Below are 14,328 nucleotides of genomic sequence, written 5' to 3'. Positions count from 1 at the left end.
CCACGCGACGCGACGGATCCAGCGGGCGTCACTCATCCGCATTCCCGCGCTGATCCACAGGCCGCGGTCCCGCAGAGGCCCGCGCTGGCCCACGGGCCCGCTCTACTCCCAGACCGGCACTGATCCACGGCCCGCACAGCCCCACAAGCCGACCTCCACCCACGCGACGCCACGGATCCAGCGGGCGCTACCGATCCACATGCCGCTGCCCCCCAGGCCCGCCCGATCCGGACTCCCGCGCTGATCCACAGGCTTACCCCGATCCACCGGCCCGCCGATCCACACTCCCGCGCTGATCGACAGGTTCGCCCCTATCCACAGGCCCGCCTGCCCACACGCTCACCCCGATCCACAGCCCCCCAGCGGAGCGCCCCGCTCCCGTACGATCGGGGCATGAGCACGCGGATCGCCTTCCTCAAGGGTCACGGCACCGAGAACGACTTCGTGATCGTCCCCGACCCCGAGAACACCCTCGACCTCACGCCCGCCGCCGTTGCCGCACTCTGCGACCGCCGGGCCGGTATCGGCGCGGACGGGGTGCTGCACGTCGTGCGGTCGGCCGCGCACCCGGAGGCCGGGGAGATGGCCGGCGAGGCCGACTGGTTCATGGACTACCGCAACGCCGACGGCTCGGTCTCCGAGATGTGCGGCAACGGAGTCCGTGTGTTCGCGCGCTACCTCCAGCACGCCGGACATGTGGCCGAGGGGGACACCGCGATCGCCACCCGCGGGGGCGTGAAGACCGTGCACATCGCGAAGAACGGTGAGATCACCGTCGGCATGGGCCGCGCCCGCCTCCCCGAGGGCGACGTCGAGGTGAGCGTCGGCGAGCACAACTGGCCCGCGCGCAACGTGAACATGGGCAACCCGCACGCCGTCGCCTTCGTGGACGACCTCGCGCACGCCGGTGACCTGTACTCCCCGCCGCCCTTCAGCCCCGCCTCGGCCTACCCCGAGGGCGTGAACGTCGAGTTCGTCGTGGACCGCGGACCCCGGCACGTCGCGATGCGCGTGCACGAGCGCGGATCCGGCGAGACCCGCTCCTGCGGCACGGGCGCGTGTGCCGTCGCCGTGGCCACCGCCCGGCGTGACGGCGCCGACCCGGCCGTCACCGGCACCCCGGTGACGTACACCGTGGACGTGCTCGGCGGACGCCTCGTCATCACCGAACACCCCGACGGGGAGATCGAGATGACGGGACCGGCCGTGATCGTCGCCGAGGGCGAGTTCGACGCCGAGTGGCTGGAAAGCACGCTCCGCTGACCTGAGGGAACCGAGGCGACGGCGGCCCCGTACTCCCAGGACCAGCGCGTCGGAGCACCCAGTGCCGATCGAAAGCGCGGCCGAACGGTGGCGTGGGGCAGGGCAGGTGGCGTAAAACCTAAACCTCCTCCTCGTCGCTCGAATGGGTGATCCAGTTCACGCTCGGCGGGAGGCGGTCGGTCGCACGTGGTGGGCTCGGTAGCATCAAGCACCGGCACGGACGGGGGAACGCCGCCTTCCCTGAGCCTCGTATGCCCTGGGGCCCCGTCCGCCGGTCCACGAGCCGGAGGTGCCCATGAGTGCGGAGGCCACGAACCCCGCGAGTCCTGGCCCGGTAGCGCCCTCAGCTTCCACGGCGCCGACCGTGCCCACGGCGGCCCGCAGGAAGTCCCGCCCGCGCATCGACCTGCGCCGGCTCGGTCGGGCCGCGCTGCTGGGTCCCACGACACGCGGAAAGCTGCCCGACGCCATCGGTCACGTCGTGGAGGCGCACCGCGCCCACCACCCCGACGCGGACCTCGAACCCCTGCGCCGCGCCTACGTGCTCGCGGAGTCCTCGCACCGCGGCCAGATGCGCAAGAGCGGCGAGCCGTACATCACGCACCCGCTGGCCGTGACCCTCATCCTGGCCGAACTGGGCGCCGAGACCACCACCTTGACGGCCTCTCTGCTCCACGACACCGTCGAGGACACCGACGTGACGCTGGATCAGGTGCGGGAACAGTTCGGCGAGGAGGTTCGTTATCTCGTCGACGGTGTCACGAAACTGGAGAAGGTCGACTACGGGGCCGCCGCCGAGCCCGAGACCTTCCGCAAGATGCTCGTCGCCACCGGCAGCGACGTGCGCGTGATGTCGATCAAACTCGCCGACCGCCTCCACAACGTGCGCACCCTCGGCGTGATGCGCCCCGAGAAACAGGCGCGGATCGCCAAGGTCACCCGGGACGTCCTCATCCCGCTCGCCGAACGCCTCGGCGTGCAGGCACTGAAGACCGAGCTGGAGGACCTCGTCTTCGCCATCCTGCACCCCGAGGAGTACGAGCACACCAGGGAACTCATCGCCGCCAACACGGCCCGCCCGGACGACGCCCTCGGGGAGATCGCCGACGAGGTCCGCGGAGTGCTGCGCGAGGCCGACATCCCCGCCGAAGTCCTCATCCGGCCACGCCACTTCGTCTCCGTCCACCGCGTCGCCCGCAAGCGCGGCGAACTGCGCGGCGCCGACTTCGGCCGCCTGCTCGTGCTGGTGAACGAGGACGCGGACTGTTACGGCGTCCTCGGCGAGCTCCACACCTGTATGACGCCGGTCGTCTCGGAGTTCAAGGACTTCATCGCCGTACCGAAGTTCAACCTGTACCAGTCCCTCCACACCGCCGTCGCCCGCGCGGACGGACAGGTCGCCGAAGTCCTCATCCGCACCCACCAGATGCACAAGGTCGCCGAGGCCGGCGTGATCGCCCTCGGCAACCCGTACGCGCCTCCCGCCGACGATCAGTCCCAGGTCGCCGACGACCAGTCCCCGGGCGCCGACGGCGAGCGCGCCGACCCCACCCGCCCCGGCTGGCTCTCCCGCCTCCTGGACTGGCAGGAGGCGGCCCCCGACCCCGACACCTTCTGGTCCACCCTGCGCGAGGACCTCGCCCAGGACCGCGAGATCACCGTCTTCAGGCCCGACGGCGGCACCCTGGGCCTGCCCGAGGGCGCCACCTGCGTGGACGCGGCGTACGCCCAGTACGGCGAGGACGCCCACGCCTGCATCGGCGCCCGCGTCAACGGCCGCCTCGCGACCCTCAGCACCGTCCTCAGGGACGGCGACACCGTCCAGCTCCTCATGGGCCAGGACCCGGCCTCCGAGCCCTCCCGCGAATGGCTGGAGCACGCCCACACGCCGGCCGCACGCATCGCCATCCAGCGATGGCTGGCCACGCACCCGGCCGACAGCGCTACCACCGCCGCCGGCCGCCCGGCGGACGACGGCGAAGCCGCGGAGAACACCGGCCGTGCCGCAGAGAGCGCCGGCCATGCCACGGAGGGCGCGGACCTGTCGCAGGACACGCCGTCCGCACCCCTCACCAGCAACGCACCTTCCACCACCAACGCACTCCCCACCACCAACGCGCCCACCGCACGCCCCGCGCACAAGCCTTCCGCCACGCGCCCCGGAAGCCGTGCCGACCGTGCCTCCTCCGGACGCCCCGCGAGCGGAACCCTCCCCGTCCGTCCGCGCGGCGCCGATGTCCTCGCGGACGCGCCCGGGGCCACCGTGCGGCTCGCCGGATGCTGTACGCCTGTGCCGCCCGACGAGATCACCGGCTTCGCCGTACGCGGGGGAGTGGTGACCGTCCATCGCGCGGGGTGCGCGGCGGCGGCGCACATGAAAGAGCTGGGGCGCGCGGAGATCGGCGTGCGCTGGGGGGACACCGCCGAGTGCCGGGTCACCCTCGTCGCTGAATCGTTCGGCCGCCCCCACCTCCTCGCCGACCTCACCGAGGCGATCGCCCTGGAAGGCGCCGAGATCGTCTCCGCGACCGTGGAACCGCCCAGCCAGCAGCGGGTACGCCACACGTACACCCTCCAACTCCCCGACGCGGCCCATCTCCCGGTCCTCATGCGCGCGATGCGCGACGTCCCCGGGGTGTACGACGTGAGCCGGGCCCAGGCGCCGACGCGCCCTGAGTGGGGGCCAGGCGCCGACGCGCCCTGAGTGGCGCGGGGGCGTGCGCCGGAACTGCTCCATGCGGCCAACCCGTTCGGGTGGGCCGGGCGCGCGTCGCCGCCGGAGGGGGCAGGGGCGCTGGTAGCGGTGGTCCATGCTGCTCACCCCCCGCACGCGCCCGAGCGCCGGCCCGCGCGCGACCTCGCTGCCGGGCACCACCCCCCGGCCCTCTCCTCGGCCCTTCGCCCCGCTCTTCGCCCCGCTCTTCGCGCAGTCCTTCCTACGGCCGATCCGACGGTCCTTCCGGCTCCGGAAGGCGGCCCTGCTCGCCTCCGCCGTCAGCGTCTGCCTCCTCGCCGCAAGCGCCCCCGCCGAACCCCTGGGTGTCGGGGACCGGCTCTTCCCGTACCTGGGCAACCCGGGCTACGACGTGGCGTCGTACGACCTGTCCTTCACCTACCCGGGCACCAACGACAAGCCGCTGCAGGCCGTCACGACCATCTACGCCCAGACCACCACCGAGCTGGACCGCCTCAACCTCGACTTCGCGCACGGCACGGTCCAGTCCGTCGACGTCGACGGCCGCCCCGCCGATTTCAGCAGCGCCGGCGAGGACCTGGTCGTCACACCGGAGAAGCCGCTCCAGCTGGGCGCCTGGACCCGGATCACCGTGCGGCACACCAGCAACCCCGTCGCGGCCAAGGACGAGGACGGCGGCTGGGTGCGCACCTCCGACGGCCTTGCCATGGCGAACCAGGCCGACGCCGCCCACCTGGTCTTCCCGTGCAACGACCACCCGTCCGACAAGGCGAAGTTCACCTTCCGGATCACCGCCCCGAAGGACTACACGGCCGTCGCCAACGGCCTGCCGACCGGGGTGGTCCGGAGCGGCGACACCACCACCTGGACCTACCGCTCCGAGCACCCCATGGCCACCGAACTCGCCCAGGTGTCCATCGGCCGCTCCGCCGTCCTGCACCGCCAGGGCCCCCACGGGCTGCCGGTCCGGGACGTCGTCCCCAGCCCCGACCGCAAGGCGCTCGAACCCTGGCTGGCGAAGACGCCCGACCAGATCGCCTGGATGGAGAGCAAGGTCGGCCCCTTCCCGTTCGAGACGTACGGCGTGCTCATGGCCCAGGCCTCCACCGGGTTCGAGCTGGAGACGCAGACCCTCTCCCTCTTCGAGAAGGGCCTGTTCACCGAGCCCGCCTACCCGAAGTGGTACCTCGAATCGATCATGGTGCACGAGCTGTCCCACCAGTGGTTCGGCGACAGCGTCAGCCCCCGCACGTGGTCCGACGTCTGGCTGAACGAGGGGCACGCGACCTGGTACGAGGCCCTCTATTCGGAGGAGAAGGCGAAGCGGCCCATGGAGGACCGGATGAAGGCCGCGTACAGCGCCTCCGACCGCTGGCGCGCCTCCGGCGGTCCGCCCGCCCGGCCCAAGGCGCCCGCTCCCGGCCAGAAGATCAGCATCTTCCGCCCCAACATCTACGACGGAGCGGCCCTGGTGCTGTACGCCCTTCGCCAGGAGATCGGCCGGCCGGCCTTCGAGCGCCTGGAGAAGGCGTGGGTCCAGGACCACCGGGACTCCACCGCCACCACCGCCGACTTCGTCCGCCTCGCCTCGGCCATCGGCGGACGCGACCTGACGGGCTTCTTCCAGGCCTGGCTCTACGGCGAGAAGACTCCGCCGATGCCCGACCACCCCGACTGGAAGTCCACGGAGCCGACTGATTCGGCGAAGTCGGCCAAGACAGCCGGGGCGGAGAAGTCGGCCAAGCCGGCCGAGTCGGTCAGTACGACCACGTCCGCTGGGACGACCACGTCCGCCGGCACGGGTGAGACCAGCGCGACCGGCGAGGTCACCCGGGCTGCCGACGGGAGCAAGGGCCGATGACCCGGCAGGCCGGCGGAGAGCCCCCTGGTCCGCCCGGCAGAGCCGCGGCCCCGGGCCCCGCAGGGCCCCGGCCCCTCGATAACACGGTGACGAGACGAGCCGTACCGTGCGACCATCTTCGGGTCGGCACGGCACGGGAAACGGGAATCTCCCGGGGTACTCGTACGTTGTTCCTGATGACCGGAGGTCTCACGACCGCCGGATCGGCACTCCCATCGACGTAAGGATCCAATGACCTCCTCTTCTTCCTCTTCCCAGGACACCAAGCGCCTCGCGTACGACTACCCCGAGGGCCTTCGGGCCGATGCCCTGATGGAAGAGGACGTCGCCTGGAGCCACGAGATCGACGGGGAGCGGGACGGCGACCAGTTCGACCGCTCCGAGCGTGCGGCCCTGCGGCGCGTCGCGGGCCTCTCCACCGAGCTGGAGGACGTCACCGAGGTCGAGTACCGGCAGCTCCGCCTGGAGCGCGTCGTACTCGTCGGCGTGTGGACCACCGGCACCTCCCAGGACGCGGACAACTCCCTCGCGGAGCTGGCGGCCCTCGCCGAGACGGCGGGCGCGGTGGTGCTCGACGGCGTCATCCAGCGTCGCGACAAGCCCGACGCGGCCACCTACATCGGCTCCGGCAAGGCCCTGGAGCTGCGTGACATGGTCATCGAGACGGGCGCCGACACGGTCATCTGCGACGGTGAGCTGAGCCCCGGCCAGCTGATCCAGCTGGAGGACGTCGTCAAGGTCAAGGTCATCGACCGTACGGCCCTGATCCTGGACATCTTCGCCCAGCACGCCAAGTCCCGAGAGGGCAAGGCGCAGGTCTCGCTCGCACAGATGCAGTACATGCTGCCGAGGCTCCGAGGCTGGGGTCAGTCGCTGTCCCGCCAGATGGGCGGCGGCAAGGGCGGCGGCCTCGCCACCCGTGGTCCCGGTGAGACCAAGATCGAGACGGACCGGCGCCGGATCCGCGAGAAGATGGCGAAGATGCGCCGGGAGATCGCGGAGATGAAGACCGGCCGCGAGATCAAGCGCCAGGAGCGCCGGCGCAACAAGGTGCCGTCCGTCGCCATCGCCGGCTACACCAACGCCGGCAAGTCCTCCCTGCTCAACCGCCTCACGGGCGCCGGCGTCCTGGTCGAGAACGCCCTGTTCGCGACCCTGGACCCGACCGTCCGCCGCGCGGAGACGCCGAGCGGCCGCGTGTACACGCTGGCCGACACCGTCGGCTTCGTCCGGCACCTGCCGCACCACCTGGTCGAGGCGTTCCGCTCCACCATGGAGGAGGTCGGCGACGCCGACCTGATCCTGCACGTGGTGGACGGCTCGCACCCGGTCCCGGAGGAGCAGCTGGCCGCCGTGCGCGAGGTGATCCGGGACGTCGGCGCCACCGACGTGCCCGAGATCGTCGTGATCAACAAGGCGGACGCGGCCGACCCGCTGGTCCTCCAGCGGCTGCTGCGGAACGAGAAGCGGTCCATCGCGGTCTCGGCCCGCACCGGGAAGGGCATCGAGGAGCTGCTCGCGCTGATCGACAACGATCTGCCCCGCCCCTCGGTCGAGGTCGAGGCACTCGTTCCGTACACGCACGGCAAGCTCGTCGCCCGCGCCCACACCGAGGGCGAGGTGCTGTCCGAGGAGCACACCGCGGAGGGCACCCTGCTCAAGGTGCGCGTGCACGAGGAGCTGGCGGCGGACCTGGCTCCGTACCTCCCCGCGTCCGCGGTCTGACAACGCGTCACTCGTACGACAGGAAGGCCCGCCACCCTCGCCCGGGTGGCGGGCCTTCCTCATGCCGATGGCGGCGCTACATCGGTGGCGGCGCTGTCACCGGCCGCCGTAGGTCCTGCTCATGTTCTGGTAGAGCGCCTCGGCCTCCGTGCCGAGCTGCGGGCCGGCCAGCCAGGTGTTGGTGATCGGGCCGATCGAGGTGTTCGACACCAGCTCGGTCTTGCCGTTCACCACCCGGAACCAGCCGCCGCCGGAGGAGCCGCCGGTCATCGTGCAGCCGATGCGGTACATCGACGGCAGCGAGGGGTTCAGCGACAGCCGGCCGGGCCGGTCGAGGCACTTGAACATCTTCAGCCCGTTGAAGGGCGGGGCCGCCGGGTAGCCCCAGGCGCCCATCGTGTTCACCTCGGTGGCGGACGGCGCCGAGAAGTCGACGTCCAGCGCCGCGCCGACCGTCTCCTCCAGCGACTTCGACCCCGACTCGGGCTTCACGTGCAGCACCGCGTAGTCGTACGCCGCGCCGTCACCGCCCGTCTCCGAACCGCCCTGGATCCACTCGTTCGAGGTCGAGGCCCAGTTCGCCCACCAGGCACCGTACGGGGCGATCTCGGAGGAGGATGCGTTCGACAGCTCCGACTCGGACTTGCCGAGGTCGTTGTACGCCGGCACGAACGCGATGTTGCGGTACCAGCCGCCGCCCTTGCCCGCATGCACGCAGTGTCCGGCGGTCCACACCAGGTTGGACTTGCCCGGGTGGTTGACGTCCTTGATCACCGTGCCGGAACAGACCATCGACCCCTCGGGCGAGTCGAAGAAGACCTTGCCCACGGGAGCCGCGAAGTGGTGGTACGGCGTCTTCTCCGCCGTGGCCTCGACGGGCCGCGGCTCGGGATCGCTGACGCCCGTGTCGGCGGCGGCGTCCTTGGTGGTGACGGTCTTGTTGGCCTCCTTCGCGGACTTCATCCGCTCCGGCTTCCACAGACCCGCGATCACCGGGTTGACGAAGTCCTTGGCGTCACTGAGCCACTTGTCCTTGTCCCAGTTCTTCCAGCCGCCGTCCTGCCACTCGCCGGCATCGATCCCGTGCTTCTTGAGCTTGTCGGCGATGTCGGCCGGGACCTGGACCTTGCCGTGGCCGTCGGCGGCCTGCGAGGCGCCGGCGCCGGCCTGGCCGTCCGCCTTGTCGTCGCCGGAGCCGTTGCAGGCCGTGGCGGTCAGTGCCAGCGCGGCGACCAGACCGGTCGCCGCGAGGACGGCACGGCGCCGCCCGCCCGAGCGCGACGACGACGTACGTATGGAACGCATGGTGCGATTACCCCCGTTGAAACAATGGTGACACCCCACTATGCCCGTGGGTTCGAGGACGGACGGCGGGGTAGTGGTGAAGGTTCCTGTGAGACACCTGGCCGCCGTCCGTCACCCTGCTGTGCGCGTGGGCCGGTTACTGACCGGCGAACTGCTTGCTGACCGAGTCGTACACGCCCTTGGCCACCGGACCCAGTCGCGGACCGGCCAGCCAGCCCGCGGACACCGGGCCGATCGAGGTGTTGGACACCAGGGCGGGCTTGCCGTCCGAGCCCGTCTCCACCCAGCCGCCGCCGGAGGAGCCGCCGGTCATCGTGCAGCCGATGCGGTACATCGTCGGGTCCGTCGTGTTCAGCGACAGCCGGCCCGGCTTGTCCTGGCACTGGTACAGCAGCTGACCGTCGTACGGCGGCGCGGCCGGGTAGCCGCTCGCCGTGATGCTCTCCACCTCCGGCACGGCCGGGGCGTTGAAGTTCACCGGAAGCGCGCCACCGACCGTCTCCTCCAGCGACTTGCCGGCGTTGCCCTGCTCCGGGGTCACATGGATCACGGCGTAGTCGTACGGCGCACCGTCGCCTCCGGTCTGGCCACCCTGGTCGATCCACTGCTGCGAGGTCCTGGCCGCGTTCGCCCACCAGACGCCGTACGGGGCGATCTGCTCCTTGGACGCCTTGTTCAGCTTGTCGGTCGACATGGCCTGGTTGTTGTACGACGGCACGAAGGCGATGTTGCGGTACCAGCCGCCCTTCTTGCCCGCGTGCACACAGTGGCCGGCCGTCCAGATCAGGTTGGACTTGCCCGGGTGCGCCGGGTCCTCCACGACCGTCGCCGAGCAGACCATCGTGCCCTCGGGTGAGTCGAAGAACACCTTCCCCGAGGTGGCCGCGTTGACGTGGTACGGCGCCTTCGCCGTCTGGGCCTTCACCGCCGCCGGCGTCGGATCCGTCACCCCCTGGTCACCGGAGATGTCGTTCTCGTCGACGCCCTTGTCCTTGTCCGGGTCGTTGGCGCGGCGCATCCGGTCCGGGTCCCACAGCCCCTTGATGATCGGGTTGATGAAGTCGTTGGCCTCGCGCAGCCAGTCGTCCTTGTTCCAGTTCTTCCAGGCGCCGTCCTTCCACTTGTCGATGTCGATCCCGTGTTCCTTGAGCTTCTGCCTGATGTCGTCCGGGACCTGGACCTTTCCGTCGCCGACCGCCGTCGCGGTGGCGCTCGGGTTGCCGTCGGCCTGGTCGTCACCGCCGCCGCAGGCGGTGGCGGTCAGCGCCAGCGCCGAGACGAGGGCGGCCGTCGCCAGCACGGGGGAGGTTCTGCGGGGCGTGCCTCTCCCTCGGCGGACGGTGAACGACGGCCGTATGGATCGCATGGTCTTGACTCCCCCTGATGTGAAGGTACTTGGCGCTTCGGCCGGTCACCGGCGGGGAACTCGGGCTGAGTTCGCGCCAGCCCCACGGCCAACTGGAACGAGAACTCACACTATGCGTTCGCCGTGGGGGACTTCCGACGGAACAGCAACGGTTCCGTCACGGCAAGGATCTTGACGCAACCCGTAACCCGCAGGCCCGTGCGGGGTTGGTAGCGGTGGGGATCCTGATGCCCGTCTCCGGTCCCCACCCATCAACTCGCCTGTGAACAGCGGGGAGGACTGCGAGCCGTGGCCGTGACCGAGTCGGTGGCTGAAGGCGCCCATGGGGGAGCCCGTGCCGTGCACGAGGGGATGCAGGGGATTCTCGGACGCCAGTCGGCGCGTGAATCCGCGGCGCGGACCTATGCGCGGGCCCTGCCCATCGTGCCCGTGCGGGCACGCGGACTGACCATCGAGGGCGCCGACGGCCGCCGCTACCTGGACTGCCTCTCCGGAGCCGGAACGCTCGCCCTCGGCCACAACCACCCCGTGGTGCTGGAGGCCATCCGCACGGTCCTCGACTCCGGCGCCCCGCTCTCCGTGCTCGACCTGGCGACCCCGGTCAAGGACGCCTTCATCACCGAACTGTTCCGCACCCTGCCACCCGCTCTCGCCGACCGTGCCCGTGTCCAGTTCTGCGGCCCGGCCGGCACCGACGCCGTCGAGGCCGCCTTCAAGCTGGTCCGGGCCGCGACCGGGCGCACGGGCATCCTCGCCTTCACCGGCGCCTACCACGGCATGACCGCCGACGCCCTGGCCGCCTCCGGCAGCGCCACCGACGTACGGTTCGCCCGCCTGCCCTACCCCCAGGACTACCGCTGCCCCTTCGGCGTCGGCGGCGCGCACGGCGCCGAACTCGCCGCCCGCTGGACGCAGTCCCTCCTCGACGACCCGAAGTCGGGCGTGCCCCTGGCCGCCGGGATGATCCTCGAACCCGTCCAGGGCGAGGGCGGAGTCAATCCGGCGCCGGACGACTGGCTGCGCCGTATGCGGCAGCTCACGGCCGACCGGTCCGTCCCCCTGATCGCCGACGAGATCCAGACCGGAGTCGGCCGGACCGGCGCCTTCTGGGCCGTCGAGCACAGCGGAGTGATCCCCGACGTCATGGTCCTGTCCAAGGCCATCGGCGGCAGCCTCCCCCTGGCCGTGGTCGTCTACCACGAGGATCTGGACGTCTGGCGCCCCGGCGCCCACGCGGGCACCTTCCGCGGCAACCAGCTCGCCATGGCCGCGGGCACCGCCACCCTGGCCTACGTCCGCGAGAACCGGCTCGCCGAACGCGCCGCCGACCTCGGCGCCCGCATGCTCTCCCAACTGCACGTATTCGGAACCGAGTTCGCCTGCGTGGGCGACGTCCGCGGGCGCGGACTGATGATCGGTGTCGAGCTGGTGGAACCGGAGAGCGAAGGGACCGGCCCGGACGAGTCCCCCCGCACCGGCGCTCGACAGGCCGGACAGCTCGGAGCGGACGGCGCCCGAGCCCCCCGTCCCGCAGCCCCCGAACTCGCCGCCGCCGTCCAGCGGGAGTGCCTCCACCGCGGCCTCATCGTCGAACTCGGTGGCCGTCACCAGAGTGTCGTACGCCTCCTCCCGCCCCTCACCATCAGCGACGAGCAGGCCGCCGCCGTGCTGGACCGCCTGACCGACGCGGTGGCAGCGGCGGCCCGCCACCACCATGGCCACGGCCGACAGCAGCGACGACACGACGGCCCGGCAGAACGCGCCGACTGACAGCCGCGCACCGGTCGCCCCGCCGGCGCAGGGCACCGGACCGCGCCCTCGACGGCCACCGCCGACGACACCTCGCCCACCGCCCTCACACCTCATCCCCTCGCCCCTCCTTGCAGCACGCCCGACCGAACGACCCCGACATCCGCATCCGCCCCCCATCGACACATCCCTCGGCGCCATCAAGGCGCCCCACCACCGCGGAACGACGACCGAACCGACGACGACGCCCCCCACACCCCCCCGGCCAGCCCCCGAGGAGCCGCCTTGAACGCCACCCCCGCACCCGACGGCCGCTCCGGCACCCCCGACGAAACGGGGGACCCCGGCGCCCTGCCCGCCCCCGCGCCGCGCACCGAGTCGGTCCCCCCGCAGACGAGGCGGCAGCCCGACACCACACGACGAGGAGACTCCGGCGCCGACCCGATCGAGGGCACGGACCCGATCGAGAGCGCGGACCCGCACACCGCCGCACAGGCCGCCGCCGTGGAGAACCTGCTGCGCTGCTGGGTCCGCGAGACCGACCTCGCCGCCCCGGCCACCGGCATGCTCCGCATCCCCTTGCCTTCCAGCGGCACCACGCTGCTCGCACCCCTCCGCCACTGGTCCCCGACGGGCTGGCACCGCTTCGGACCACCACGCCTCGCCGGCGCCCCCGAACAGTCGGCACCCCTCGACGCGGTCACCCTCGCCGCGCTGCTCGCCAGGGAGACGCCCGGAGCCGAGGACGCGGCGACCACGTTCCCGCAGTCCACCGGCGCCGACAGCACCGACCTCGTCGCGAGGGTCGCGGACTCGCAGCGCCGCACCGCGACCTTCCTCCGCGACCGCCGTGCGCACCCCGCCGATGGCCCGGACCTCTTTCTCGGCGCCGAACAGGCCCTCCTCCTCGGACACCCCCTGCACCCGACCCCGAAGAGCCGGGAAGGCCTGACCGACACCGAATTCCGGCACTACTCACCGGAGTTGCGCGGCTCCTTCCCTCTGCACTGGATGGCAATCGACCCCTCCCTTCTCGCTTCCGACTCGGCCTGGACCGAGCGTGGCCGCCCGGTCACCGCGGACCACCTCACCCGCCGGCTCGCCGGAACCGCACTGCCCCTGGCCGACGGGTACGCCGCCCTGCCCCTGCACCCCTGGCAGGCCCGCGAGGTACGACACCGCCCGGCGGTCGCCCGCCTGCTCGACTCCGGCCTGGTGCGCGACCTCGGTCAACTGGGTGTTCCCTGGTACCCCACCTCCTCCGTACGAACCGTCCACCGAAGCGGCGCTCCCGCCATGCTCAAGCTGTCGCTGGGCCTGCGCATCACCAACTCCCGCCGCGAGAACCTGCGCAAGGAACTCCACCGCGGAGTCGAGGTCCACCGCCTGCTGCGCACCGGCCTGGCCAAGGAGTGGCAGGCCGTCCACCCCGGGTTCGACATCGTCCGCGACCCGGCGTGGCTCGCCGTCGACGATCCGGACGGCCTTCCCGTGCCCGGACTCGACGTGATGATCAGGCACAACCCGTTCGCCCCGGCCGACGACGTCAGCTGCGTCGCCGGGCTCGTCTCGCCCCGCCCGCTCACCGCCCAGGGCACCGACTCCGGTGCGGAACAGGAGCCTTGGCAGCTCCGGTCCCGATTGGCCCGACTCGTCGCGCACCTCGCCGCCCGCACCGGCAGGTCCGTCGGAGCCGTGGCCACGGAGTGGTTCCTGCGCTATCTCGAGCAGGTCGTCCGTCCCGTGCTGTGGCTCGACAGCGAGGCCGGAATCGCCCTTGAGGCCCATCAGCAGAACACGCTGCTCCTGCTCGACCGCGACGGCTGGCCCAACGGTGGCCGCTACCGGGACAACCAGGGCTACTACTTCCGCGAGTCCCGACGAGCCGACCTCGACGCCCGGCTGCCCGGGATCGGCGAGCACAGTGACACCTTCGTCTCCGACGAGGTCACGGACGAACGCTTCGCGTACTACCTCGCCATCAACAACGTGTTCGGCCTGATCGGCGCCTTCGGCTCCCAGCGCCTCGCCGACGAACGGCTGCTCCTCGCTGCCTTCCGTCACTTTCTCGCCGACGTCGCCACGGGACCCGCCCCGCTGCGCACCACCCTGCCGGCCCACCTGCTCGACTCACCCGTCCTGCGGTGCAAGGCCAACCTGCTGACCCGCTTGCACGGCCTCGACGAACTCGTCGGCCCGGTCGACACCCAGTCGGTCTACGTCACCATCGCCAACCCCCTTCTTCCCTGAACGAACCTCACCGTCGTCCACCGCCTTCCGCCGTCTTCCACTGCCTGAACACACCCGATCCACCTCGTCCCCCGAGGTAATCGATCCACCTTGCCTTCCGAGGTGCCTGATCCG

Annotated in this window: 8 protein-coding genes; 6 read left to right on the top strand and 2 right to left on the bottom strand. The window is 71.5% G+C overall.

Annotation, left to right across the window (positions count from 1 at the left end):
* Positions 1–393: 393 nt before the first annotated feature.
* The 4 genes from dapF (at position 394) to hflX (ending at position 7,544) form a co-directional block, all read left to right on the top strand.
* Entirely contained in the window at positions 394–1,263 is an 870-nt protein-coding gene (gene dapF / locus ACGFYV_RS05130; RefSeq protein ID WP_393876969.1) for a diaminopimelate epimerase, read from the top strand.
* A 295-nt stretch (positions 1,264–1,558) separates the two neighbouring features.
* Positions 1,559–3,967, top strand: a complete 2,409-nt coding sequence (locus tag ACGFYV_RS05125) for a RelA/SpoT family protein (protein ID WP_393876968.1) — start codon at positions 1,559–1,561, stop codon at positions 3,965–3,967.
* Between the two features lie 106 nt (positions 3,968–4,073).
* On the top strand, positions 4,074–5,819 hold the full coding sequence (locus ACGFYV_RS05120; RefSeq protein ID WP_393876967.1) for a M1 family metallopeptidase: 1,746 nt from the start codon (positions 4,074–4,076) through the stop codon (positions 5,817–5,819).
* A 231-nt stretch (positions 5,820–6,050) separates the two neighbouring features.
* Positions 6,051–7,544, top strand: coding sequence for a GTPase HflX (hflX, locus tag ACGFYV_RS05115; protein ID WP_393876966.1), 1,494 nt, complete (start codon positions 6,051–6,053; stop codon positions 7,542–7,544).
* Positions 7,545–7,640: 96 nt separating this feature from the next.
* Here hflX and ACGFYV_RS05110 read toward each other — a convergent pair whose 3' ends face one another.
* Together ACGFYV_RS05110 and ACGFYV_RS05105 are read right to left on the bottom strand one after the other, a co-directional pair.
* Positions 7,641–8,849 carry a trypsin-like serine peptidase gene (locus ACGFYV_RS05110; RefSeq protein ID WP_393876965.1) on the bottom strand — a complete coding sequence of 403 codons (1,209 nt, stop codon included), beginning with the start codon at positions 8,847–8,849 and terminating at the stop codon, positions 7,641–7,643.
* 136 nt (positions 8,850–8,985) lie between these two features.
* A complete protein-coding gene (locus ACGFYV_RS05105; RefSeq protein WP_393876964.1) occupies positions 8,986–10,215 on the bottom strand; it encodes a trypsin-like serine peptidase in 1,230 nt (409 codons plus the stop codon).
* Positions 10,216–10,503: 288 nt separating this feature from the next.
* Between ACGFYV_RS05105 and ACGFYV_RS05100 the strand changes: the two genes are divergently transcribed.
* Together ACGFYV_RS05100 and ACGFYV_RS05095 are read left to right on the top strand one after the other, a co-directional pair.
* Complete coding sequence (locus tag ACGFYV_RS05100; protein ID WP_393876963.1) at positions 10,504–11,985, top strand: diaminobutyrate--2-oxoglutarate transaminase family protein; 1,482 nt, start codon at positions 10,504–10,506, stop codon at positions 11,983–11,985.
* Between the two features lie 264 nt (positions 11,986–12,249).
* Positions 12,250–14,214: an IucA/IucC family protein gene (locus ACGFYV_RS05095; protein ID WP_393876962.1), complete on the top strand. Its 1,965-nt coding sequence runs from the start codon at positions 12,250–12,252 to the stop codon at positions 14,212–14,214.
* Positions 14,215–14,328: the final 114 nt, after the last annotated feature.

The sequence above is a fragment of the Streptomyces sp. NPDC048297 genome (assembly GCF_043201585.1).
In the GTDB taxonomy this organism is placed as follows: domain Bacteria; phylum Actinomycetota; class Actinomycetes; order Streptomycetales; family Streptomycetaceae; genus Streptomyces.
This window is presented reverse-complemented; position numbering and strand designations above follow the sequence as displayed.